The sequence below is a fragment of the Myxococcota bacterium genome, from assembly GCA_035498015.1.
In the GTDB taxonomy this organism is placed as follows: domain Bacteria; phylum Myxococcota_A; class UBA9160; order SZUA-336; family SZUA-336; genus VGRW01.
In genome coordinates, this window is sequence record DATKAO010000049.1 from 1 (window position 1) to 24,001 (window position 24,001).

A 24,001-nucleotide genomic window follows, 5' to 3' on the forward strand; every position below is an offset into this window, starting at 1 on the left:
CACGATCAGCGGATCGCGCACGCCGCCGCCGTGGGTGTTCTGCTTGTACCACTTGAGCGGCGTGTTCCCCGCCTGGGCCCAGCCCCACGGGATGTTGCTGTGACTGTTCGGCCCGCCGATGTCGTCGAGCCGGCGCACGGCCGCGTCGACGTCCTCGACCATGCCGTTGAACCAGCGCATCTCGTCGAGCGTGCCGGTCGCCCCGCCCTCCTGACTCGCGCCGTTGTCGGACAGCACCAGGAGGAGCGTGTTCTCGAGCCGGCCGATGCCCGCGAGAAACTCGACCAGCCGGCCGATCTGGGCGTCGGTGTGGTCGAGGAAGGCCGCGTAGGCCTCCTGCAGGCGCGCGGCGAAGCGCCGCTCGTTCTCGGACAGCTCGGTCCACGGCCGCACGCCCGGGTTGCGCGGCGCGAGCCGGGTGTCGCGCGGGATCACGCCCAGCGCCTTCTGGCGCTCGAACCACTGCTCCCGCACCACGTCCCAGCCCGCGTCGAAGCGGCCGCGGTACTTCTCGAGATATGCGCGGGGCGCCTGGTGCGGCGAGTGAGTCGCGCCGAACGCCAGATACAGGAAGAACGGCCGCTCCGGCACGAGTGACACCTGGTCGCGGATCATGCCGATCGACTGGTCGACGATGTCCTCCGACACGTGGTAGTCGGGCCGCGCGGGCGCATCGATCATGGAGTTGTCGCGCGTGAGCTCGGGGTGGAACTGGTCGGTCTCCCCCTGCATGAAGCCGTAGAAGCGGTCGAAGCCGCGCTGCAGCGGCCAGTTCTTGTAGGGCCCGGCGGCGGTGCACTCCGACATGGGCGCGAGGTGCCACTTGCCGGTCGCGAACGTCGCGTAGCCGTGCGCGCGCAGCACCTCGGCCAGCGTCGCCGCCGAGCTCGGCACCGCGCCGCGCATGTTCGGGAAGCCCGAATCCATGTTCGAGATGCCCCGCATCTGCACCGCGTGCGGGTTGCGGCCGGTGAGCAGCGAGGCGCGCGTCGGCGAGCACAGCGCGGTGGTGTGGAAGCTCGTGAAGCGCAGGCCCCGGGCGGCGAGCCGGTCGATGTTCGGTGTGTCGATGGTCGAGCCGTAGCAGCCGAAGTGCGCGAAGCCCGCGTCGTCGAGCACGACCACCACCACGTCCGGAGAGCCCTTGGGCAACGGCGCCGTCGGCCACCAGGGCTTCGACTCCGCGACGGTCCGCCCGATCACGCCCTCGAACGCTTCTCCAGATGGATGCCGGTAGCCCACTGAGCGTCTCCTCAGGTCTTCAGCCTCATCGCGCCCATGTAGTCGCGTTTGCCCAGCGGCACGCCCTTCATGCGCAGGATGTCGTACGCCGTGGTGGCGTGGAAATGCAGGTTGGGCAGCGAGAACGACAGCAGGAAGCCCTCGGCGGTGAAGGGCATCTTGAAGTCACCGAGCTGGAACACCACGTCCTTGCCCTGCAGCCCTTCGACCGTCTCGCGCGAGAGCTTCGAGAGCTCGGCGCGCGCATCGGCGACGACCTTCTCGAGCCCCGCGTAGTCCTGGTCCATCGGCCCCGCCGGCGGCTTGAACAGCCCGGCCTGTGCGCCCGCCAGCGCGCCCTTCGAGTGGTGGGCCACGGCGATGATCTGGAAGCGGAAGGGAAGCATGTCGGGATACAGCCGCGTCTCGACCAGCTCGGGCAGCGAAATGCCCTTCGCCTCGCAGTGCTTGCGGCCCTTCTCGAGGTAGCCGGCGACCGCGCCGAGCACTTGCTGGAACGAGGCGACGGTCGCGTCGTAGAGCGGAATGGCCATGTGGATCATCTCCCGGTGGTGTGTGATGCCTCGCCCCCGACGAGAATCCGGTCGGCGACGAGGCCCGCGATGATCTCATGGAGCTCGGTGACTGTCAGGCCGGCGGCGCGGGCCTCTCGGGCGCGCGCTCCGGCGTCGAGCGGCCGTTCGGCGCGCGCCAGCAGCGCGGCGAGCGCGGGCGAGAGACGCTCGACCTCGACCGAGGCGAGCCGGAACGGCGCGGGCTCGGGCTCGCGGCGCAAGAGCAGCGTCTCACTGCCCGCACCGGCGATCTCGACACCGATCGGTGTCGGGTCGCCCGCGTCGAGCGCCGCGCGCACCCGCTCCGCGGCCGCGAGCGTTCCGGCGGGAAGCTCCAGCAGCTCGGCCCAGGGCGCGAGCACGAGCTCGTCCGGCGCGAGCCGGGGCACGGCGCGCCGCGCGCGGCGGGCGCGCGCCAGTGCGGCTTCCAGCGCGGCCAGCGGCCCGGCCTCGGCGCGGATCAGATACTCCCCGAAGGCCAGCGGCAGGCTCGAGTCAGAGGTCACGGCGTCGTGGAACTCGCGCGAGCTGGTGAAGCGCTCCGCGAGCGCCCCGTCCTTCGTCACCGCCAGCGAGAGCGCGAACTCGCCGCTCACGTTGCGCAGGAACTGGGCGCGCCGCCGTCCGCCCGGATCGGCCGAGAGGCCGGCCGGATGGGCCGCCGCGAGCAGGGCGCGTTCACCGGCGCCGAGCTCGTGCTCGCCCGGACGCCAGCCCGGGTCGAGCTGCAGGCGGAACAGCGCGCGCTGCAGGCGCCGATGGTCGATCACGGCGCGCTTCCTCCCGAGAGCGCCCGCGCCAGCCGCTCGAAGCCCGGAATCACTTCCGCCTGGCTGTTGCGCTCGCACTCGAAGACCAGCGCGCGCAAGCGCGCCGCGCGCGGCAGCACGTGCGCCAGGATCTGCCAGGTATCGGGCAGCGGCTCGGGCCCGTGCGCGTCGTCGACGAAGTGGCGGCCGCCGTGCTCGAACTCGCGCCCGCCGGCGACGTGGATCTCGAGCACGCGCTCCAGCGGATAGCCGTCGAGCCCGTCCAGCGGCCGGTGACCGCTCACCCGCTGGTAGATCGCCAGGTGCGCCACGTCGAGCAGAAGGCCCGAGTCCGCGGTGTCGGCCACGCGCGCGAAGTAGTCGAGCAGGTGGAGATCGCCCAGATACACGTGCGCGGGCGGGTTCTCGGGCAGCAGCTCCAGGCCGAGTGACTCGCGCGCGCGGCGCACGTTGTCGGCCATGGCGCGCGCCGAGTCGGCGCACAGGATCGGCGGCGCCAGCACGCCGTGCCCGCGATCGCGCGGGCCCAGGTGCCACAGGCCCGCGTCGCCGCACACCCAGGCCGCGCCGGTCTCGTGCGCCAGCGCGCGCACCGCGGCCAGCCACGCGTCCGAGAGACTCTCCGACTCCTCCAGGTTCCCGTCGAGGAAGTGGTAGGTCACGGGCCAGCCCGCCGCGCACCAGGCGCGCGCGGTCCCGTCGAGCCCGCGCTCGAGGTCGACACCGAGCTCTAGGAACTGCGCGAGCTCGGGCCGCGCGCGGCGCAGCGCCAGCGGGTCGAGCCCCGTCTCCGCGGAGCCGAACTCGGTCGAGATGCCGAGCCCGAGCCGTGGCAGGCCGCGCACGCGTGACTCGAAGGGCGCGAACGGATCGAGCGCCACCGCGGTCAGGCCGGCTCGAGCTCCAGCGGGATCTTGGTGAAGCTGCGGAATACGAAGCTCCGGTGCAGCGGGAGCGGATCGGAGCTGGCCAGGCGGAAGTCGCGCGTGCGGCGCAGCAGCACGCGCAGCGCCGTCTGCGCCTCGAGCCGCGCCAGGTTCGAGCCCAGGCAGTAGTGAGTCCCGAAGCCGAACGCCAGGTGGCGGTTCTCCTTGCGCGCGGTGTCGAAACACTCGGGGTCCTTGAACGCCGACTCGTCGCGGTTCGCCGCGCCGAGCCACGAGATCACGACCTCGCCCTTGGTCACCTTCTCGCCACACAGCTCCGTGTCGGCGGTCGCGCAGCGCGGGTCGATCTGCACCGGCGACGAGTAGCGCAGCACCTCCTCGATCGCCGACGGAATGCGCTCCGGCTCCGCGCGCACGCGCGCGAGCTCGTCGGGGTGCGCCAACAAGGTCAGCGCCACGTTCCCGATCAGCGTGGTGGTGGTCTCGTTGCCCGCCACGAGCAACAGGATCAGCATCTGCACCAGCTCGTCGAACGAGAGGTGCCTGCCTTCGAGCTCGGCCGCGACCAGACCGGAGAGCAGGTCCTCCTTCGGCTCGCCGCGGCGCAGCTCGACCAGTGTCTCGAAGTAGGCCGCGAGCTCGCGCACGACCGACTGCGTGTGCGCCAGCTGCTCGGGCGGCGGCGGGCCGAGCAGGCCCGCGCCGAGCGACGCCACGAGCTCGTCGGACCAGTGCTTGAACTTCGGCCCGTCCTCGGGCGGCACGCCGATGATCTCGGCGATCACCGTGACCGGCAGCGGGTAGGTCAGCGCCTGGACCAGGTCGACCCGCCGCTCGCGCAGCGCCGCGTCGAGCAGTGACTCGGCGATCTCCTCCATGCGCGGCTCGAGCCGGCGGATGATCTTGGGCGTGAAGGCCTGGTTCACGAGCCCGCGCAGCCGCTCGTGCTCGGGCGGATCGGTGCCCAGCATGTTGGGCGGCAGCATGTCCTCGGGGCCCAGGCCCGGAGGCGGCGGGAACACGTTCGAGAACAGACTCGCGTCGCGCAGCACCTCGATCACGTCCGCGTAGCGGAAGATCGACACCACGGGCAGGCCGGGGTGCCGGTACGCGCGGCGCGCGCGGCCCCTCGCGTACAGAGCGAACGGATCGCGGCGCGTCGCCTCGTCGAACGGATTGAAGAAGAAGTCATCCGACATGGCGGCAATTCTAGCGCGGCTCGGCGCGCGTCTCGTGACCGGAGCTCGCGAGCCGCGCCACCAGGTCGCGCAGGTGGTCCGCGCCGCGCGTCTCGATCACGAACTCGACCTCGACCTCGGACGACGGCGCGCGCGCGAAGGCGCGCTCGTGCAGCACCTGCACCACGTTCGCGCCGCTCTCCGCGATGACGCGCGAGATGGCCGCGAGCTCGCCGGGCACGTCGCGCATGCGCACCAGCAGTCGCGCCAGCCGCGAGGTGCGCGCGAGCCCGCGCTCGATCACGTGCGACAGCACCAGCATGTCGATGTTCCCGCCGCTGATCACGACCCCGACGCGCTTGCCGGCGAACGGGCTCGGATGCGCGAGCAGCGCGGCCAGCGCCGCCCCGCCGGCGCCTTCGGCCACGGTCTTCTCGACCTCGAGCAGGAGCAAGAGCGCAGACTCGAGCGCCTCCTCCTCGACCAGCAGTATCTCGCGCACGAGCCTGCGCACGATCGGCAGAGTGAGTGAGCCCGGAGCCTTCACCGCGATGCCGTTCGCGAGCGTCGAGCTGCCGCAGCGGATCGGCGCGCCTTCCAGCGCCTGCTTCATGGACGGGAAGCGCGCCGCCTGCACGCCGTACACCTCGATCTTCGGCGAGATCGCGCGCGCAGCCAGCGCGCAGCCCGAGATCAGCCCGCCTCCGCCGACCGGCACCACCAGCGCGTCGAGCTCCGGCGCGTCTTCGAGCATCTCGAGCGCGACGGTCCCCTGCCCCGCGATCACCTGCGCGTCGTCGTAGGGGTGGACGAACACGCCGCCGCGCTCGCGCTGTATCTCGGCCGCGCGCGCCGCCGCGTCTTCGACGCTCTCGCCCACGAGCTCGACCTCCGCGCCGAGCGCGCGCGTCTGCTCGACCTTCACGCTGGGCGTGAAGCGCGGCATCACGATGCAGGCGTGGATGCCGAGCCGGCGCGCGTGCAGGGCCACGCCCTGCGCGTGATTGCCGCCCGACATCGCGATCACTCCCGCCGCGCGCTGCTCGGCGGAGAGCGCGCGCAGCTTGTTGAGCGCGCCGCGCTCCTTGAACGAAGCCGTGAACTGCAGGTTCTCGAACTTGAGCCACAGCTCGCAGCCCGCGATCTCGGACAGGGTGCGCGAGTGCAGGCAGGGCGTGCGCTCGACGTGGCCACGCAGCGCGTCGGCCGCGTCGCGGACGTCGGCCAGTGAGATCTCACCCATCGGTCGGAGTGTATACTGGCCGCGCTCGCTCGGAGGGGAGCAGGAATGAGGCTGGCGACGTTCACACAGGCGGGCTCGACCCGCATCGGCGTCGTGCGCGGCGAGGAGCTGGTCGACCTGGCCGCCGCTGCGCCCGAGCTGCCGCGGGAGCTGGTCGCCTTTCTCGCGGCCGGCCCGCGTGCGCGGCAGCGCGCCGGTGAGGTCGCGGCCGGCAGTGCGGCGCGCATCCCGCTGGCCGAGGTCAAGCTCGAGTCGCCGATCCTGCGCCCGCCGAAGTATCTCGCGATCGGGCTGAACTACGCCGACCACGTGGCGGAGAGCGGGCTCGAGTCACCCAAGTTCCCCACGCTGTTCAACAAGCAGTCGACCTGCGTCGTGGGCCCTTACGACGAGGTGCACCTGCCGCGCGTCTCGAGCGCGCTCGACTACGAGGGCGAGCTGGCGTTCGTGATCGGCAAGCGCTGCCGCCACGTGCCGCGCCGCCGCGCGCCCGAAGTGATCGCCGGCTACCTCGTGGCGAACGACGTGTCCGTGCGCGACTGGCAGCTGCGCATCCCGACCTGGACGATCGGCAAGTCGTTCGACACGCACGGGCCGCTGGGGCCGTGGCTCACCACGGCCGACGAGGTCGGCGACCCGCACGGCCTGGGGGTGCGCACCTTCGTGAACGGCGAGGAACGCCAGCGCTCGAACACGAAGGAGCTGATCTTCGACTGCTACGCGCTGGTCGAGCACCTGTCGACCGCGTTCACGCTCGAGGTCGGCGACGTGGTGGCGACCGGTACACCGTCCGGTGTCGGGGTCTCGATGAAGCCGGCCCGCTTCCTGAAGGTGGGCGACGTGGTGCGGGTCGAGATCGACGGCCTGGGAGAGCTGCGCAACGAGATCGTGGCCGAGCCCGAAGAGACGGCCCGCTTCTAGAGGAACGAACCATGAAATACGGCATCGCCATGTTCCCGACCGACTACTCGATCCAGCCCGCCGAGCTGGCCACGGCCTGCGAGGCGCGCGGCTTCGAGTCACTCTGGTTTCCCGAGCACTCGCACATTCCCGCCTCGCGCCGCACGCCCTTCCCGGGCGGAGGCGACCTGCCGAAGATGTACTACGACGTCTACGAGCCGTTCGTGGGCCTGGCCGCGGCCGCCGCGGTCACGCGCAACCTGAAGCTCGCGACCGGCGTGTGTCTCGTGGTGCAGCGCGATCCGATCCAGACCGCGAAGGACGTGGCCACGCTCGATCGCGTGTCGAACGGTCGATTCCTGTTCGGCATCGGCGCGGGCTGGAACGCCGAGGAGATGGAAGACCACGGCACCGTGTACAAGACGCGGCTCTCGCTCATGCGCGAGCGCGTGGCGGCCATGAAGGAGATCTGGACCCAGTCCAAGGCCGAGTACCACGGCAAGTTCGTCGACTTCGAGCCGATCATGGCCTGGCCCAAGCCCGTGCAGAAGCCGCACCCGCCGCTGCTGGTCGGCGGCGGCTGGCCCGGCGGCGCGCGGCGCGCCATCGAGTACGGGGACGGCTGGATGCCGATCCACATCCCCAAGCACCTGGTGAAGCGCCTGCCCGAATTCTGGCAGGCGGCAGACGACGCCGGCCGCCGGAAGTCACTCGAGCTCACGATCTTCGCCGCGGCGCCCGACCAGAAGGAGCTCGAGGCGCTGCGCGAGAACGGCGCCGCGCGGGCGGTGTTCATGGTCCCGCCCGAGGCGAGCGACAAGGCGCTGCCGCGGCTCGACTCACTCGCCGAGCTGGCCCGCAGAGTCGGCTAGAGCGCCGACAACAACTCGTCGCGCGTCCGGAGATATTCCTCTTCCGTGAGCAGACCGCGGCGGCGCAGCCGCTCCGCGCGCGCCAGGCTGCGGGTCACGTCGGAGTGCGCGCGCGTGTCGGGGTCGAGCGCGCCGCGCTCGAGGCGGTCGCGCATGGACTGTGCGAGCGCCCAGGTGGTCGCGCCCGAGAGCGCCGACTGCGCGACCGCTCCGCCGATCGTGCCGATCCCGGGCAGGATCTTGAGCGCGCTCGCCGCCACGCGCGGCAGGAGCGCGCCGAACAGGCCCACGCCCACGGCGCCGGCCGCGTCGACGCCGACCTCTGCGCCGTACAGGCGCCCCAGGCGCCGCATGAGCGACAGCTGGACGGCGGTGACCGCGACCAGGTCGATCAGCGGCAGGGGGATCGCCGCGGCCGCCGCGGCGCCGGCGACGTGGTTGTGGATCAGCTCGTCCGCGCGTTCGTGCTGGGTCATGAGTCCTCCTCGGCCGGACCCTGGAGCAACCCACGTGCCCGCCGTGCGGGCCACGCCGAGCGCCGGCGCGAGTGCCCGGGTGCAGCGCGCGCGCGACAGCGCAGGGCCGGGGCGGCGGAACGGCCGGAGGTTCGCAAACCTCGAACGCCCATGGCCGGCCCCCGCCCGCTCGTCGCCAACGCTTCCGGAGAGATCGTCGACCTGCCCGGTCTGCGCGCCGCGGCGCGCGCGGGCAACGACCTGTTCGCGCTGGACCCCGCCGATCTCGTGCCGCTGCCCGAGGCGAGCGAGCTCCTGTTCCTGCCCGCGCGGACGCCCTGGGCGTTCGACGGCGAGAAGCGCGCGGCGCAGGACGACTCACTCGCGGTCGCGGCCTTCCTGCCGCCCGGCTGGACGGCGCTCGCGCTGTCCGCCTTCCGGCGCGAGCCCGGCGCGCCCCTGCTCCCCCTCTACGCCTACACCGCCGTGTGTTGGCACCGCGGGCGCATCTGCGCCGCGGCGCGGCGCGTCGACGACGACCCCAAGCACGACCCGCAGGCCTTCTCGCGCGACGAGGTGAAGCGCCGGGTGACTGCCTGGAAGCGCCGCCTGCCCGAGAACCGGCTCGTGCGCCACCACGGCGAGCGCTGCGCGCTCGAGTGGGGCTGTCCCAACGCGCAGAACCTGTTCCTCGGCCGCTTCGAAGCGCCGATCGCGCTGGCGCGCTCGTGCAACGCGGCCTGTCTCGGCTGCATCTCGGAGCAGCCCGCGGGCACCGTTCCCTCGCCGCAGACGCGGCTGGACTTCAAGCCCACGCTGGACGAGATCCTCGAGCTGGCCGTGCCCCACCTGGAACGCGCGCCGCGCGCCATGGTGAGCTTCGGTCAGGGCTGCGAAGGCGAGCCTCTGCTCGAGGCCGAGCGCATCGAGCAGGCGATCCGCGCCATCCGCGCGCGCACGCGCCGCGGCTCGCTGCACTTGAACACCAACGGCAGCCGGCCCGACGCGCTGGCCCGGCTGGCCGACGCGGGCCTCGACAGCGTGCGCGTCTCGACCAACGGCGCGCGCGAGGAGACCTACGCGCCCTACTACCGCCCGCGCACCTACCGCTTCGCCGACGTGGTCGAGTCGCTGCGCGTGGCGCGCGCGCGCGGGCTGTTCACGTCCTTGAACCTGCTGTCGTTCCCGGGAATCAGCGACCGCGCCGACGAGGCCGAGTCACTGCTCGAGCTCGCGCGCGAAACCGGCCTGGGCATGATCCAGTGGCGCTGCCTGAACGTGGACCCCGACTGGTACATGGAGCTCTACGCCGGCCGCCCGCGCGCGCCGCGCCTGGGCATGCGGGCGCTCTTGGAGCGCATCCGGCAGGCCGCGCCGAATTTACGATTTGGTTACTTCAATCCCCCGGCCGACGAGCTAGCTTCCGGGGCATGAAACGACTCACGCCTCTGCTCTGTGTCTCGTTGCTCGCCCTCTCCGCCGCCGCCGAGGAGCCGCCCGCGGTCCACGTGCGCTCGAGCCCCGAAGAGCGCGCCGACCTGGGAGTCACCGTGTACTCGAGCGGCTTCGGCCTGGTGCGCGAGACGCGCACGCTGCCGCTCGCCAAGGGCCGCGCCGAGCTCGAGTTCGCGGGCGTGGCCAGGACCATCCAGCCCGAGACCGTGCAGATCCACGGGCTGGGCCCCGGCAGCCTGCGCGTGCTCGAGCAGAACTACCGCTACGACCTGCTCGCGCCCGAGAAGCTGCTCGAGAAGTACGTGGGCCGGAACGTGCGCGTGCTGCGCTGGAGCGAGCTCAAGGGCCGCGACGAGGAACGCGAGGCGACCGTGCTCTCCGCGGGCCCGCCGCCGATCCTGCGCGTCGGCGACGAGATCACCTGGGGCTTCCCCGGGCGCATCTCGTTCCCCGAGATCCCGAAGAACCTGATCTCGCATCCCTCGCTCGTGTGGCTGCTCGAGAGCGGCGGCGACAAGCCCAAGGTCGAGGTCTCCTATCTCGCATCGGACCTGACCTGGAAGGCCGACTACGTGCTCGTGGTCGACGCGGCCGACACGACCGGTGACCTGAACGGCTGGGTCACGCTCGACAACAGGAGCGGCGCCGAGTTCGAGAACGCGAAGCTGCAGCTCGTGGCGGGCGACGTGCACCGCGTGCAGAACGCCGTCCCGGCGGACAGGCCGATGCGCGCCTACGCCAAGGCCGAGGCCGCGGCGCCAGCGTTCCAGGAAGAGGGCCTGTTCGAGTACCACCTGTACACGCTCGAGCGCCCGGCGACGCTGCTCGAGAACGAGCAGAAGCAGATCGCGCTGCTCGAGGCGTCGGGCGTGAAGCTCAAGAAGAAGCTCACCTTCCGCGGCCAGCGCTACTGGTACGGGTCGGCCTTCGGCGGGCAGACACTGCCGTCGAAGGTCGAGGTGAGTCTCGAGCTCGAGAACAGGGAGTCGGACCACCTCGGCATGCCGCTGCCCAAGGGCATCGTGCGCGTGTACAAGCGCGACTCGACCGGCGGGCGCCAGTTCCTGGGCGAGGACCAGATCGACCACACGCCCAAGGACGAGAAGCTGCGCATCCGCGTGGGCGACGCCTTCGACGTGATCGGTGAGCGGCGCCAGATGGAGTACAAGGTGATCGACAAGTGCCGCTCCGAGTCGTCGTGGCAGATCGACCTGCGCAACCACAAGACCGAGGCGGTCGAGGTCGACGTGATCGAGCCGGCGGGCAGTGACTGGGAGGTCGTGAGCTCGAGTCACAAGCCCGTGAAGGAGGACGCGAACACCTTCAGCTTCCACGTCCCGGTGCCGGCGAACGGCACGACGCGGGTCGAGTACCGGGTGCGCGTGCGCAATTGCTGACGCTTGCGCGCACGCGCGCGGCGCTCGAGCGCGCGAACGCCGCGGGCGCGCAGCTCGCGGTGGCGCGCCGCGGCGAGCGGGCCGAGCTCGCGCTCGGCCAGGCGCGGCCGGATACGCCGATGCGCACGGACTCGATCGTGCTCTGGATGTCGTCGACCAAGCCCCTCATGCCCGTGGCGCTCGGGCAGCTCGCCGAGCGCGGGCTGCTGGGCTTGAACGACCCGGTGGCGGCGCACGTGCCCGAGTTCGCCGCAGCCGGCAAGGGCGAGATCACGCTGCGCCATCTCTTGACTCACACCGCGGGCATCCCCAATGCGCACCGGCAGTGGTCGCGCGAGACCTGGGACGAGATTCTCGCCAAGATCTGCGCGGCGGCGCCGGAGCCGGACCGCCGGCTCGGCGTCGACTGCGAGTACCACGTGGCCTCGGCCTGGTACGTGCTGGGCGAGATCGTGCGCCGCCGCGACGGCCGCAGCTACTCCGACTACGTGCGCGAGGCGATCTTCGCGCCGCTGGGCACGAGTGACTTCTGGGTGGGGATGTCGGCCGAGGACTACGCGGCTCAGCGCGCGCGCATCGCCCGCCCGCACGAGTTCTGGGCCTGGAACGGGTCGGCCGAGGGCATGGCGGTCTGCCGGCCCGGCGGCAGCGGCTGGGGCACGGCGCGCGCGCTGGCGGCGTTCTACGCGGCGCTCGCGGGCGGCGGCGCGCCGCTCTTGCGCGGCGAGACGCTCGAGTCACTGAGCGCGTGCGCGCTGCGCGGCGTTTCGGACCGCGGCCTGGGACTCACCTTGAATCGCGGGCTCGGCTTCGTGCTCGACTCCAAGGAACACGGGCCCGGCTCGGCCTGGTACGGTCCGCGCTCTTCGCCGCGCGCCTTCGGCCACGCGGGCTTCGGCTGCTCGGTCGCCTTCGCCGACCCCGCGCACGATCTCGCCGTGGCGCTGGCCTGGAACGGCTTCGTCAGCGAGCCCGAGAACCGCGCGCGCATCGCGCCGGTGCTCGAGGCGGTCTACGACGACCTCGGCCTCTGACTCACCCGCTCGATCTCGTTCGCCAGGATCTGGCGCGTGATCGCGATCGCGCAGGCGTAGGTCGAGTCCGTGCCGAACGCGCCCAGGCTCTTCGACAGGAGTGACTGCCGGCGGCTGTACGGCGTGTCCGAAGCGTAGTGCAGCACGCCGACCGCGAAGCCCGTGCGCTCGGAGAGCACCACGACCTCGTCGTTCGGGTGTCGCCGCGGGTCGACCAGCTCGAAGATCGCCGACAGGTACGGCCCCGCCTCCATCTCGAGCACCGTGTAGCCCTCGCGGTAGAACACGCCCATGTAGTTCGGGTTCTGCAGGAACGCGCCCCGCACGGTGACTGCCTTCTGGTTGTCGAGCACGCTGCCGTGCTCGAGCCAGGGCGCGAGGTCCTCGAAGCCGAGGGCGTTGCGGATCAGGTAGGTGTTGTCGGAGTGCTCGTCGTGCACGACGCGCGAGATCATCACGTCGCCCACCTGGCCGTTGAGCGTCGCCGCCTTGCCCATGACGTAGACGCCCAAGAGGGGGCCCGCGCCCTGGCCCACGCGCGCGAGCAGGTGGTAGGCGGCCAGGCCCAGCGGGTAGTCGATGTTGATGATCCAGGCGTCGCTCTCGGCGAGTCTCTCGAGGCCCGGCATGCGCAGCCGCGGGTCCAGGCGCTCGGGCCGCACGTGGCGCAGCTCGACCAGCTGCGCCTGCACGTCGATCTGCGCCGTGGCCTCGGCGTTGCTGATGCCCGATTCCGCGTCCCAGTGCTGCACGCGCGCCAGCGCCCCGGGGTCGCTGTGGATGTAGTCGCGCAGCGCGAAGTACAACAGGTTCGGCGCGGCAGGCGAGCCGTCGGCCAGCTGCCGCTCGAGCTCGGGCAGGAAGTCGATGCGCGCGGTGCGGCGCGCCGCAGCCACGATCACGTCGCGGTGCGCGAGCGCGTAGCCGCCGAGCAGGTTGGCGAGTGAGTGCGTGTTCGACGATACGAAGTACACCGGCGGGCGCGGCGCGGACGGGTCGCGCACGTAGTCGCGCTCGATGCCCTGCCACCACTGCTCCGCGGCGCGCTGGTAGGCCGAGAACGAGCCCGCGAGCAGCCGCACGCGCAGGTCGAGCCGGCCCGCGGCCAGGCTCCGCAGCGTCGCCTCCGAGTCATTGCCCAGGGCCTCGCGCAGGCGCGCGAAATCGGCTTCGGAGATGCCGAGCGCGGCGGCCGCCGCCGGCTTCGCCGCCGGGTCACCGGCAGACGCGCGCGCCGCGAGCAGCTCGTGCATCTTGTTCCACTCGATCTGGTACGCGGTCAGGATGGGGATCAGGTCGTCGATGTCGGAGTTACTCGCCACGTAGGCCGCGAGCGTGCCCGCGCCGTCCCAACGCAAGAGCCGCCGCCGGCCGCGCGCACGCACACGCCGCCAGGCGTGGGTCGGGAAGCCGAAGTTGGCGAAGGTCTCGTCGGACTGGCCCAGCACCACGCGCTGCACCTGCGGCATGCACTCGGGCAGCCGGGCGGCCGCGTAGCCGAAGGCGCCGATGTCGGGCGCGGCGTCGCGCGCGCCCACGTGCAGACTGGCATTCGAGAACGAGTGCGCCTCCTCGAAGGCGCGCACCCGGACCTCGCCCGTGCTGCGCAACAGCGAGTACACGGTGCGCAGATAGAGGGCGATCTCGTTGGTCTCGGTATCGGGTTTCTGGCGCTCCACCGGCTCCTCACGAATCGGAGGGCCCGGGAATCTACCAAAGGGAATAACCGGTTAGAATTGCCCGATGCGGGAATACGAGAGCTACGACGCCCTGGGCCTGGCGGAGCTGGTGCGCAAGGGCGAGGTGAGTCCGGACGAGCTGCTCGACGCGGCGCTGGCGCGTGTGTCCGCTCGGAACCCGGCCCTGAACGCCGTGCACATGCTGTGGGAGGCGCGGGCGCGCAAGGAGCTGCGCGAAGCGCCGCCCGCGGGGCCGTTCCGGGGCGTGCCCTTCCTGCTGAAGGACCTGCACGCGCACCTGGCGGGCGAGCGACTCACCTTCGGCTCGCGGCTGTTCGCCCAGCACGTGTCGGACGTCGACAGCGAGCTGGTGGCGCGCTACCGGCGCGCGGGCCTGGTGATCTTCGGCCGCACGACCTCGCCCGAGCTCGGCGCCACGGCCACGACCGAGTCGATCCTGTTCGGCGCCACGCGCAACCCATGGAACCTGGAGCGCACCTCGGGTGGCTCGTCCGGGGGCGCGTCCGCCGCCGTGGCGGCGGGGATCCTGCCCGCGGCGCACGCGAGCGACGGCGGCGGCTCGATCCGCATTCCCGCGGCGTGCTGCGGGCTGTTCGGCCTGAAGCCCACGCGCGCGCGCAATCCCATGGGCCCGCATTCCGGCGAGGGCTGGGGCGGCATGAGCACGGCGCACGCGGTGACTCGCTCGGTGCGCGACAGCGCGGCGCTGCTCGACGCCACGCAGGGCCCCGACCTCGGCGCGCCCTACCAGGCTCCGGCGCCCGCGCGGCCCTACCTCGAGGAGGTGACTCGCGCGCCCGGCAGCCTGCGCATCGCCCTGCAGACCGAGACCTTCAACGGCGCACCCACCGACCCCGAGTGCGCCGCCGCCGCGCGCGACGCGGCGCGCCTGTGCGAGGGACTGGGTCACAAGGTCGAAGAGGCGTCGTTCGGCTTCGACCGCGCGGCGCTGGGCCGCGCGACCCAGGTGCTGATGGGCGCGAACATCCAGGCGGTGACCGAGGACGCGGCGGCCGCGCAGGGCAAGACGCTCGGCCCCGACCTGCTCGAGCCGGTGACCCTGATGCTGGTCCTGGCGGCGCGGCCCGCCACGGCCGCGGACTATGCGCGCGCGGTGAAGACGATCCACGCGCTGTCGCGGGCGTTCGAAGCTTTCTTCACGCGCTTCGACGTGCTGCTCACGCCGACCATGGCCATGCAGACGGCGCGCATCGGCGAGCTCGCGCTCTCGAACACGCCGGACGCCGCCTACGGCGCGCGGCTCTCGCGCTGCGTCGGCTACACGTCGCTGTTCAACGCTGCGGGCAACCCGGCGATGAGCGTGCCGCTGGGCACGGCGTCCGACGGCATGCCGATCGGCGTGCAGTTCGGCGCGCGCTTCGGCGACGAAGCCACTCTGTTCCGGCTGGCGGGCCAGCTCGAGGCGGCGCAGCCCTGGTTCGAGCGCCGGCCGAAGGTGGCCGGGGTGGGATGAGCCGCCCTCCCTGCAGACTCACGGCGCTGGGCCAGGTCAGCGCGCTCGGCGGCGCGCTGGAAGAGGTCTCGGCACGGCTCGCGGCGGGTGACGCGACGCGGCTCACGCTGAACGAGTCACTCGTGCCGGAGCGGTCGCTCTGGCTGGGCGCGGTGAACGAGACCTTGCCCGAGATCCCGCCGAACCTGGAACGCTTCGCCTGCCGCAACAATCGGCTCGCGCTCGCGGCCCTGGAAGCCATCCGCGGCGAAGTGAGCGCGGCCATCGCGCGCTTCGGCCAGGGGCGGGTCGGGGTCGTCGTGGGCACCAGCACCTCGGGCGTGGGCGACGCCGAGGCCGCGATCGCGCACCGCGAGCGCACGGGCGTGCTCGCGCACGAGTTCCACTACGACCAGCTCGAGTTCGGCGGGCTCGCGCGCTTCGTGGCCGAAGCCGCCGGCGCGCGCGGCCCCGCCTACACGCTGTCGACCGCCTGCTCGTCGGGCGCGCGCGCGCTCGCCTCGGCGCGCTCGCTGCTCCGCCTGGGTCTGTGCGACGCCGTGATCTCGGGCGCGGCCGACTCGCTGTGCGGGCTCACGACCAACGGCTTCGCGGCGCTCGGCGCGCTCTCGGCGGGAGTCACCAACCCCTTCAGCCGCAACCGCGACGGGCTCACCCTGGGCGAGGCGGGCGTGCTCTTCCTGGTGACGCGCGAGCCGGGCGGCATCCAGCTGCTGGGCGTCGGTGACTCGAGCGAAGCGCACCACATGTCGGCGCCCGACCCCGAAGGCCGTGGCGCCGAGACCGCCATGCAGGGTGCGCTCGCCGACGCGGGACTCACTCCCGCCGACATCGCCTATCTCAACCTGCACGGCACGGGCACGCCGCAGAACGACGCCATGGAGTCGGCGGCGGTGGCGCGCGTGCTCGGCAGCGAGCTGCCGTGCAGCTCGACCAAGCCGCTGGTCGGTCACACGCTGGGCGCGGCGGGAGCCATCGAGGCGGCGTTCTGCTGGCTCGTGCTGGCCGAAATGCGCGCCGGCGAGGCCGCGCTGCCGCCACACGTGTGGGACGGCGCGCGCGACCCCGAGCTGGCGCCCATCCGACTCACCGAGAAAGGCGCGCGCGCCGTGTTCGGCCCGCGCAGCGCCGTGATGACGAGCTCGTTCGGCTTCGGCGGCAACAACTGCACGCTGATCCTGGGCCGGAGTGACTCGCCGTGAAGGCCTCCCTCTTGCGCTGGTCCGCCTGGGCGCCGGGCCTCGACTCGGCCGCGGCCTGGGAGGCCTGGGCCAAGTCACCCGCGCCGCTGCCCGCGACGGGCGCACCCGACGCCAAGTTCCTGCCCGCCATGCTGCGCCGCCGCTGCACGCCGCTCACCCGGACCATGCTCACGGCCGCGTTCGGCGCCGCCGAGCCCGACGAGCTGGCGCGCCTGCGCACGGTGTTCTCGTCGCGCCACGGCAGCATCAACGAGTCGATCGGCCTGCTCGAGAACGTGGTGCGGCGCGAGAAGCTCTCGCCCGCGACCTTCAGTCACACCGTGCACAACGCCCAGGCCGGTCTGTTCTCCATCGCCGCCGGCAACCGCGCCGCGTCGAGCTCGCTCTCGGCCCAGGAGGACAGCTGGACCGCAGCCTGGCTCGAGGCGCTGTGCTTCCTGGAGCGCGACCCGTCGGAGCCGGTACTGGTGGTGATCGGCGACGTGCCGCTCGCCGACACCTTCGCGCCGCTCGTCGCCGAGGCCGCGACGCCCTACGCGCTCGCGGTGCAGATCGCGGCGCCGGGCAGCGGGCCCGGCCTCGATCTCGAGCTCGCGTCCCAGGGTCGCACCGGCACCCTGCTCCCCCCGCCGTGGCCGCCCGCGCTCGAGTTCCTGCGCTGGTGGCTCTCGGGCGACGAGTCACTAGAGCAGCCGAACCGCGCCAACCGGGCGCGCTGGACGCGCGTCTAGTGGCGGCGCTCCGGCATGCCCAGCGAGCGGCGCATCTCTAGCTTGTAGGCGCTGGCCCGGCGGCCCATCTCGGTGCGCTCGGCGGGGAAGACACGCTCGAAGAGTGAGTCGATCGGGCCGCCGTCGTAGATGCGGAAGTGCGCCTTGCGCACCACGAACTCCACGGCGGTGATCGCCGCGAACGCGGCCCACGTGACCCAGCCCGTCCAGGCGTGCCACCAGCCGAGCGGCGCGAACAGCGCGAGCGCCGCGATCGCGAGCGCGTTCGCGGCGAACAGGCCCGCCCACAAGAGAGTCACCTGCCGGCAGTAGGGCCGGATGAAGTCGGGCGCGTAGGGCTGCATCTGGCGCACGAAGCGCTCGATCGCCGAGCCGCCGCCCCGCAGGCTGGCGAGCGCGATGCGCGCCAGCGCGAGATACAGCCACGCGGGCAAGAGCAAGAGAAACGTGCGCTCGCCGGTGGCGAGTGCAGCGGCGGCCAGCGCGAACAGCCCCGCGGTGTCGAGCGTGCGGAATGACAGCTCGCTGGGCAGCGCGGAGCTCACCGGCCGCAGACACAAGAGCGATACGCCGATCATGGTCGCCGCCAGCGCGCGCACGCCGAAGCGGCCGATCACCCACTCGGCGAACAGCGGGAAGCCGATCGCGATCGCGGCGAAGGCGAGCCCCGCGAGGAGCGCCGCGCGGGCCAGGCGATAGTCAGTCAAGGGACTCGGCAGAGAGCAGCGCCGACAGCGGCAGCTGCTCTTCGGGCGCGTGGCGCGCGTCGGGGCCCAGGAGCGCGAGCGCGCGCCGGCGCACGTCGTTGAAGATCGCCTCGGTCTTCTCCAGCACCTCGCGGCGCGTGCGCGGCGTGCCCACGCGCTGCAGGAAGTCGAGGTGGTCGAGGCCGGGCGTGAACTCGCCGCGGTTCTTGCGGTAGAACTCGCCGCGCCGCTTGAGTGACTCGGCGACCTTGCCGAACAAGCCGTTGAAGTTGCCCAGCGCGCGCAGGATCAGCGGCGCCATGCGCAGCTGGCGGCGCAGCCAGCGCGGGTCGAGGTGCTCGTCGCGCACGTACGGAGTCACCCACAGGTTGTAGTAGCAGCCGATGTCGAAGTCCCACTTCAGCTTGCCCAGCTCGAAGCTGCCGAAGGTCTCGTACAGGTTGCGGTACAGCGAGAGCGTGGCCTCGTGCCGGAAGGCCATGAAGCGGTCGTACAGGTCGGTGCGCTCGGCGAGCTCGGCCGGATCCTCGCCCTCGAAGTCGCGCCGGATCAGCTCCGACAGGAAGTCGTTCTCGTGCGCGATGAAGTCGGTGCCCGGGCTGTACAGCGGGTCGGCCGAGGTCGCCGCCTCGCCGGTGAGTCCCCAGCGGTCGCGCGAGAAGTAGCGCTCGGTCGAGTACGCGATCTGCGTGTAGCTGCCCTGGTCGAGCGCCTTGGCATCGCGCAGCAGGTCGGCCACCGCGGCGTGGCCGTCGAGGAAGCGGCGGAAGCCTTCCGGCGTGCGCAGCGCGCGCTCTTCGAAGCCGGTCTTGCCGGTGACTCCGACGCTCGTGACTCCGTCGTGCAGCGGGATGAACCAGATCCAGTAGCCCGGGTAGAAGAAGTGGATCGTCGACAGGAAGCGCGAGGAGTGCCGCACGCGCGCACGCCAGGCTTCCGGGCCCAGGTCGTCCACGTCGGCCACGCCCTCGAAGCGGCCCCACACCGAGCCCAGGCGGTGCGTGTCTTCGCGCAGCCGCAAGCCGACCGCGCGCGCCAGCACGTCGGCGCGGCCCGCCGCGTCGACCAGCCAGCGCGCGCTGACCCGGCGCGCGGAGCCTGCGCCGCTGACTTCCAGCACGTGCGGCGCGCCGCCGCTGCCGACCTCGAGCGGCCGCGCGCGCACGCCCAGCTCGACGTGCACGCCCGCGCGCTGGTTCGACGCGAGCAGGTCGCTCTCGAGCCGCATGCGGTCGATCTGGAACGAGGGGTGGAACGGCAGGTTCACCGGCCCGATCTCGCTCATCTCCCACAGCGGGAGCGAGCGCCGCTCGTCGTCGAAGAAGTAGCGCAGGCCGTTCTTCGGGAAGTGCCGGTCGTACAGGTAGCGCGACAAGCCGAGGCGCTTGACCAGGTAGTGACTCCCGATCTCGACCACCGACTCACCGACCTTCCAGTGGGTCTCGCGCGACTTCTCGTACAGCGCGATGCGCAGCCCGGGCGCACTGCGCGTGAGCTGGCGCGCGAGCAGGTTGCCCGCGAGCCCGCCGCCGATGATCGCGACGTCGACGTCGGTCGCCTGCGCCGCCTTCAAATCATGCCCCCGTTCACCGAGATCACCTGGCCCGTGAGATAGCCTGCGCCTTCCGAGAACAGATACACCACGAGCGAGGCGATCTCATCGGGCCGGCCGAGCCGTTGCATCGGGATCATGCGCCGCAGCTCGTCGACCGGCGCGCCCGCCAGCATCTCGGTCTCGACCAGCCCCGGCGCGACGCAGTTCACCGTGATCGCGCGCTTGGCGAGCTCGAGCGCGAGCGCCTTGGTCGCCCCGTGCAGACCCGCCTTCGAGGCCGCGTAGTTCACCTGCCCGCGATTGCCCGCGAGCGCGGCCACCGAGGAGATGGCCACGATCCGCCCGCCGTCGTGCAGCCGCACGAGCGGCATGACCAGCGGGCGCAGCACGTTGAAGAAGCCGCCCAGGTTCGCGCCGATCACGCGGTCCCAGGCCTCGCCCGAGAGCGCCGGGAAGGCCGCGTCCTGGTGAATGCCCGCCGCGAGCACCACGCCCCAGTACGGGCCGTGCGCAGCGAGGTCGCGCTCGAGCGCCGCCGCCGCGCCGGCGCGATCGGCCACGTCGAACGGCACGAGCGCGGCCTCCCGCCCCAGCGCGCGCAGCTCTTTCTCGACGGCCTGCGCCGCCTCGGCGTTCTTCTGGAAGCCGAGCGCCACGTCGAAGCCGGCGCGCGCGAGGCCGAGCGCGCAGGCGCGGCCGATCCCGCGGCTCGCGCCGGTCACCAGCGCCCGGCGAGTCACCCGCCGACTCCCGGCAGCGCGTCGGGCACGAACACCGACAGCGTCCCCTCGGCGAGCAGCTCACCACCGGCGCGCAGCTCGCACTCGAGCGAGGCCAGGCGCCCGATGCGCTGCAGGATGCGCGCGTGCACCAGCAGTGACTCGTCGGGCGCGAATTCGTCGACGTGCAGCACCAGGCGCTTGGCGCCGACCAGGAGTCCCGGCTTGGGCGTGTCGAGCCCGTCGAGCAGCATGCCGAGCGCGCACACGCACTGCGCCATGTATTCGAGCGCGACCCACGACGGCACGCTGCCGCTCGGATCGCGGAACAGCTCGGACCCGGAGCGATCGACCGCGCACACGGTCTCCGCGCGCGTGTGCGAGACCACGTGAGACAGGAGCCGCATGGGCCCGGTCTGCGGCAGCAGGCGGTCGAGCGGGGGCAAGGCGCTCACGGCGCGAGCTCGAGCGCGCGCAGGCCGTCGCCGTAGAAATCGTAGAAGTTGAACCACTGCATCGGGTTCTCGAGCGCGTAGTGCTCGAGCCGGCGCACCCAGGCCTCGAGCAGCTCCTGCGCCGCCTTCTCGCGCATGTCGCGCGGCACGCGCCCGCCTTCGAACAGCGGCTCGGTCACCGCGAAGTAGCGCTGCCAGCCCGTGCACAGGCAGAGCGACAGGAACACGGGCGCACCGAGCACCACCGCCAGCAGGAACGGCGAGAGCGGAAAGGCCGCGGGCCGGCCGGCGAAGGGCAGCGCCACGGGCCGCTCGCGGCCGCCCGGGTGCACGCGGTCCGCCAGGATGCCCACGAACTCACCGCGCTCGAGACATGCCTTGACCTCGAACGCGCTCTGGACCGAGCCCGGGTCCACCGGAATCACGCGCACGCGGCTGCCGCCGCCGAGTGACTCGAAGAACTGGTTCACGCGCTCCGCGTGCTCGGTGAACATCAGCACGTTCACGCGCAGTCCGTACTGACCCGCGATCAGCCGCAGCATGTCGAAGCTGCCCAGGTGCGCGCCCACCAGGATGGCGCCGCGGCCCTGGCTGGCCAGCTCGAGCAGGCGCTCGCCGCCGCGGTGATCGATGTGAAACGCGTCGCCGCCGCCGGCCCAGAGGATCATCCGGTCGGCCACCACGCCCGAGAAGCCGAACACGTGCCGCCAGGTCCGGAACAGGCCGGGCCGCCGGTGCAGCGCGGCGCGGCCCGCGGGGGTGGCGAACGCCGTGCGCAGCCACTCGCGCGACGAGCGCCGGCACACGGCGTCGAGCACCACGAAGTAGGCCGTGATCGGCACCAGCACCAGCATGAGCAGCGGCCGGCCGCCTTTGCGGTACGACCAGAGCCCGAAGCGCAGCCAGCCCCAATTGCCGCGTTCGCTCTTCTGCGCCCAGGCCGACGGCGCAGTCACGACTCACTCCAGCGGCGCATGAGCTGCGGCGCGCGCGCGAGCATGCCCAGCCACAGGCGCAGGTAGGTCGCGCCCATGACCGGGAAGTCGCGGCCCACGTCGAAGTGCGAGAGACCGTTGGGCGGGTAGACCACGCGCACGGGCACGTTGCGCACCGGTGCGCCCGCGAACACGGCACGCGCCGCGAACTCGGGATCGAACTCCATGCGGTTCCCGACGCCTGCGCGCGCGACCTCGAGCGCGAGCGACAGCGGGAAGGCGCGCATGCCGCACAGCGGGTCGCGCACGTCGAACGAGAGCGTGGCGAGCCAGATCGCGACCCGCGAGAGCTGGCGCGCCCAGATGCGCGAGCGCGGGGCGCTGGCGTCGAAGACCGGCTCGCCCAGCACCATGGCGTCGGGGTCCTTGCGCATGGCCTCGAGGAACGCGGGGATCTTCGCGACCTCGTGCTGGCCGTCGGCGTCGAGCGTGATCGCGTGCGTGAAGCCCAGGTCCGCCGCGAGCCGGAAGCCGCGCTTCAGCGCCGCGCCCTTGCCGCGGTTGGGGACCAATCGCTCCACGCGCACGAAGCGCAGCTCGCGCTCGATCGCGTCGAGCCGGCGCAGCGTGTCGGGGCCGCTGCCGTCGTCGATCACGAGACACGGCAGGTCGAACGGCGCGATCGACTCGAGCACGCCGCGCAGCGGCTCGCCGTGCTCGTAGCAGGGAATCAGCGCGCACGGCCTCACCGCAGCACCACCTTGCCCGACGAGAACACGCGCGCCCCGTCCTGCAGGCGGAAGCCGAGCGAGTCACCCGCCGCCGAGAGCTCGAGCTCGAGCGTGAAGGCCTGGCCGGGCAGCAACAGCTCGCGGAAGCGCAGGCCCTCGATCGAGCGCGCGCGGAAGCCGGGGCCGACGAGCTCGCGCGCGGCCAGCATCACCCAGTGCACCTGCACCACGCCGGCCACCACCGGGTGACTCGGGAAGTGGCCGTCGAGAAAGGCCAGGTCCGGCGGCACGCGCAGCTCGCGCGAGAGGCTGCGCGCCTCGCGCCGTTCGCCGAGCAGCACGGGCGCGAGCACGGCGCCGCGCTCTGTGCCCTCTTCGAACAGCGCCAGGAGCGCCGCGCGCGAGGTCTTGCCCTGCGGGTCGCGCGGCAGCTCGTCCACGTAGCGCCAGGCCCGCGGCAGGAGCACCCGGTCCCAGTAGTCGGCGAGGTGTTCCGCGAGGCTCGCGCCGACTACGCGCCGGCCGCGCTCCGCGAGCGCCGCCTCGCCCGAGTCACTGAGCGCCAGCACCGCGCCCACGCGCGCGTCGCCCGAGACGTCGAAGGCCAGCAGCGCCGCGTCCGCGACCCACGGGTGCGCCCGCAGCTGCGACTCCATTTCGGGCAGCGCCAGCCGCTTCTCGCCGACCTTCACGATCCGGTCCGCGCGGCCCAGCAGCTGGAACCCGCCCGGCACGAGCTCGGCGCGGTCGCCCATCACGAGCTCCTGCAGGTCGCCGGCGCCCGTGGTCGAGCCCTGACTCACGTAGGGCGAGCGCACGCTGAGCCGCTGCTCCGCGGGCTCGAGCGCCAGTGTGACTCCCGGAAACGCGCGCCAGGCGGCCGACTCACCGGCCACGTCCTGCGCGCGCCACGCCACGCCGCCGGTCTCCGTCGAGCCGAAGATCTCGAGCGGCGCCTGGCCCAGCCGCTCGGCCACGTCGCGCGCCACGTCGAGGTCTAGCGGCCCGCCCGACGAGAACACCGCGCGCACGCCCGCGCGCAGGCTCGGGAGCTCGGCGTCGGCGCGCATGCGGCGCAGGTGCACCGGCGTCGTCGCCAGCGCGAACTCACCGGCCTCGCGCATGCGCGGGAAGAGCTCCTCCAGGTGCAGGAAGGTCTCCGAGCAGAACGCGCGCCCCGAGGCGAGCGGCCACAAGAGCCGGAACAAGAGCCCGTACAGGTGCTGGTGTGACACGGTCGCGAACACGCGCGTGCGCGGCCCGAGGCGCGCGCCGAACAGCTGCTCGTGGACCGCGACCTCGCGATCGAGGTGACCCAGCGCCTTGGGCACCGCCTTGCCCGGCCCGGTCGTGCCCGAGGTCGAGAGCTCCGCGAGCCCCTGCGCCGGGTCGAGCGCTCGAAAGCGCGGCGCGCGCTCGGGCTCCGCGCCCAGCGGGTCGAGCCGCGGCAGGCGCGCGAGCTCCGACTCGCCGATGCCCGGGTCGACCAGCGCTCCCTCGGCGTGCAGCGCCAGCTCCGCGAGCGTCTGACTCTGGCGATTGGGGGCGATCAGCGCGCGCGCCCCGGCGTGGGCCAGCGCGAACAGCCCGACCGCGAACGCGTAGCTGTCCTCCGAGAACAAGAGCCAGCGCGAGGCGCGCCGCGCGCTGAGCGCCTGCGCGAGCGCTGCCACGCGGCCCGCGAAGTCGGCGAAGGTGCGCTCGCCCCCGCGCGAGAAAGCGACCAGCGCGCGCGGGTCGCGGCCCGCGGCGAGTAGCTCCCCGAGCGGGACGAAGCGCGGCGCGGCAGTGGGGTCGCTCACGAC

23 protein-coding genes are annotated in these 24,001 nt (G+C 72.5%); 8 read left to right on the forward strand and 15 right to left on the reverse strand.

The genetic code is table 11. The features are described from left to right. The 6 genes from VMR86_04055 to VMR86_04080 all read right to left on the reverse strand — a co-directional run. A partial coding sequence (locus VMR86_04055) for a sulfatase-like hydrolase/transferase (protein HTO06209.1) occupies nucleotides 1-1,203 on the reverse strand: 1,203 nt, incomplete at its 3' end. Between the two features lie 50 nt (nucleotides 1,204-1,253). Then, a complete protein-coding gene (locus VMR86_04060; protein ID HTO06210.1) occupies nucleotides 1,254-1,775 on the reverse strand; it encodes a DUF1993 domain-containing protein in 522 nt (173 codons plus the stop codon). A gap of 5 nt (nucleotides 1,776-1,780) precedes the next feature. Further along, complete coding sequence (locus tag VMR86_04065) at nucleotides 1,781-2,566, reverse strand: hypothetical protein (protein HTO06211.1); 786 nt, start codon at nucleotides 2,564-2,566, stop codon at nucleotides 1,781-1,783. Further along, nucleotides 2,563-3,447, reverse strand: coding sequence for a DUF692 family protein (locus VMR86_04070; protein HTO06212.1), 885 nt, complete (start codon nucleotides 3,445-3,447; stop codon nucleotides 2,563-2,565). Before VMR86_04070 ends, VMR86_04065 begins: the two co-directional genes overlap by 4 nt. 5 nt (nucleotides 3,448-3,452) lie before the next feature. Continuing rightward, the gene (locus VMR86_04075) at nucleotides 3,453-4,652 is read right to left on the reverse strand and encodes a cytochrome P450 (protein HTO06213.1); all 1,200 of its coding nucleotides are present in this window, start codon (nucleotides 4,650-4,652) and stop codon (nucleotides 3,453-3,455) included. Nucleotides 4,653-4,662: 10 nt separating this feature from the next. Beyond that, entirely contained in the window at nucleotides 4,663-5,874 is a 1,212-nt protein-coding gene (locus tag VMR86_04080; GenBank protein ID HTO06214.1) for a threonine ammonia-lyase, read from the reverse strand. 45 nt (nucleotides 5,875-5,919) lie between these two features. Between VMR86_04080 and VMR86_04085 the strand changes: the two genes are divergently transcribed. Continuing rightward, on the forward strand, nucleotides 5,920-6,795 hold the full coding sequence (locus VMR86_04085; protein HTO06215.1) for a fumarylacetoacetate hydrolase family protein: 876 nt from the start codon (nucleotides 5,920-5,922) through the stop codon (nucleotides 6,793-6,795). A gap of 11 nt (nucleotides 6,796-6,806) precedes the next feature. Further along, complete coding sequence (locus VMR86_04090; protein ID HTO06216.1) at nucleotides 6,807-7,646, forward strand: LLM class F420-dependent oxidoreductase; 840 nt, start codon at nucleotides 6,807-6,809, stop codon at nucleotides 7,644-7,646. Here the strand turns inward: VMR86_04090 and VMR86_04095 are convergent. Continuing rightward, nucleotides 7,643-8,122: a DUF697 domain-containing protein gene (locus VMR86_04095; protein ID HTO06217.1), complete on the reverse strand. Its 480-nt coding sequence runs from the start codon at nucleotides 8,120-8,122 to the stop codon at nucleotides 7,643-7,645. The two genes, VMR86_04090 and VMR86_04095, sit on opposite strands and share 4 nt — an antisense overlap. A 150-nt stretch (nucleotides 8,123-8,272) precedes the next feature. Between VMR86_04095 and VMR86_04100 the strand changes: the two genes are divergently transcribed. Genes VMR86_04100 through VMR86_04110 form a run of 3 tightly spaced genes read left to right on the forward strand, consistent with a single transcriptional unit; the run spans nucleotide 8,273 to nucleotide 11,987 of the window. After that, a complete protein-coding gene (locus tag VMR86_04100; GenBank protein HTO06218.1) occupies nucleotides 8,273-9,535 on the forward strand; it encodes a radical SAM protein in 1,263 nt (420 codons plus the stop codon). Next, entirely contained in the window at nucleotides 9,532-10,953 is a 1,422-nt protein-coding gene (locus VMR86_04105; protein HTO06219.1) for a DUF4139 domain-containing protein, read from the forward strand. The genes VMR86_04100 and VMR86_04105 overlap by 4 nt, the downstream gene beginning before the upstream one ends. Beyond that, a complete protein-coding gene (locus tag VMR86_04110; GenBank protein HTO06220.1) occupies nucleotides 10,947-11,987 on the forward strand; it encodes a serine hydrolase domain-containing protein in 1,041 nt (346 codons plus the stop codon). Before VMR86_04105 ends, VMR86_04110 begins: the two co-directional genes overlap by 7 nt. Here VMR86_04110 and VMR86_04115 read toward each other — a convergent pair. Further along, nucleotides 11,966-13,666 (reverse strand): hypothetical protein, encoded by a 1,701-nt coding sequence (locus VMR86_04115; GenBank protein ID HTO06221.1) that lies wholly within the window; start codon nucleotides 13,664-13,666, stop codon nucleotides 11,966-11,968. The genes VMR86_04110 and VMR86_04115 overlap by 22 nt on opposite strands. Nucleotides 13,667-13,730: 64 nt before the next feature. Here VMR86_04115 and VMR86_04120 point away from each other — a divergent pair, with 64 nt between their 5' ends. From VMR86_04120 to VMR86_04130, 3 genes are read left to right on the forward strand one after another with little or no spacing between them, the layout of a single operon-like run. Beyond that, nucleotides 13,731-15,161, forward strand: coding sequence for an amidase (locus VMR86_04120; protein HTO06222.1), 1,431 nt, complete (start codon nucleotides 13,731-13,733; stop codon nucleotides 15,159-15,161). Next, a complete protein-coding gene (locus tag VMR86_04125; GenBank protein ID HTO06223.1) occupies nucleotides 15,158-16,363 on the forward strand; it encodes a beta-ketoacyl-ACP synthase in 1,206 nt (401 codons plus the stop codon). The genes VMR86_04120 and VMR86_04125 overlap by 4 nt, the downstream gene beginning before the upstream one ends. After that, on the forward strand, nucleotides 16,360-17,094 hold the full coding sequence (locus tag VMR86_04130; GenBank protein HTO06224.1) for a beta-ketoacyl synthase chain length factor: 735 nt from the start codon (nucleotides 16,360-16,362) through the stop codon (nucleotides 17,092-17,094). Before VMR86_04125 ends, VMR86_04130 begins: the two co-directional genes overlap by 4 nt. Here the strand turns inward: VMR86_04130 and VMR86_04135 are convergent. The 7 genes from VMR86_04135 to VMR86_04165 are packed head-to-tail and all read right to left on the reverse strand — an operon-like array spanning nucleotide 17,091 to nucleotide 23,998. Next, nucleotides 17,091-17,801 carry a hypothetical protein gene (locus tag VMR86_04135; protein HTO06225.1) on the reverse strand — a complete coding sequence of 237 codons (711 nt, stop codon included), beginning with the start codon at nucleotides 17,799-17,801 and terminating at the stop codon, nucleotides 17,091-17,093. The two genes, VMR86_04130 and VMR86_04135, sit on opposite strands and share 4 nt — an antisense overlap. Continuing rightward, nucleotides 17,794-19,374, reverse strand: a complete 1,581-nt coding sequence (locus VMR86_04140; protein ID HTO06226.1) for an NAD(P)/FAD-dependent oxidoreductase — start codon at nucleotides 19,372-19,374, stop codon at nucleotides 17,794-17,796. Before VMR86_04140 ends, VMR86_04135 begins: the two co-directional genes overlap by 8 nt. After that, complete coding sequence (fabG, locus tag VMR86_04145) at nucleotides 19,371-20,096, reverse strand: 3-oxoacyl-ACP reductase FabG (GenBank protein HTO06227.1); 726 nt, start codon at nucleotides 20,094-20,096, stop codon at nucleotides 19,371-19,373. Before fabG ends, VMR86_04140 begins: the two co-directional genes overlap by 4 nt. Further along, entirely contained in the window at nucleotides 20,093-20,530 is a 438-nt protein-coding gene (locus VMR86_04150; protein ID HTO06228.1) for a hypothetical protein, read from the reverse strand. Before VMR86_04150 ends, fabG begins: the two co-directional genes overlap by 4 nt. After that, complete coding sequence (locus VMR86_04155) at nucleotides 20,527-21,486, reverse strand: lipid A biosynthesis acyltransferase (GenBank protein HTO06229.1); 960 nt, start codon at nucleotides 21,484-21,486, stop codon at nucleotides 20,527-20,529. The genes VMR86_04150 and VMR86_04155 overlap by 4 nt, the downstream gene beginning before the upstream one ends. After that, nucleotides 21,483-22,214: a glycosyltransferase family 2 protein gene (locus VMR86_04160; protein HTO06230.1), complete on the reverse strand. Its 732-nt coding sequence runs from the start codon at nucleotides 22,212-22,214 to the stop codon at nucleotides 21,483-21,485. Before VMR86_04160 ends, VMR86_04155 begins: the two co-directional genes overlap by 4 nt. Then, nucleotides 22,211-23,998, reverse strand: a complete 1,788-nt coding sequence (locus VMR86_04165; GenBank protein ID HTO06231.1) for an AMP-binding protein — start codon at nucleotides 23,996-23,998, stop codon at nucleotides 22,211-22,213. Before VMR86_04165 ends, VMR86_04160 begins: the two co-directional genes overlap by 4 nt. Nucleotides 23,999-24,001: the final 3 nt, after the last annotated feature.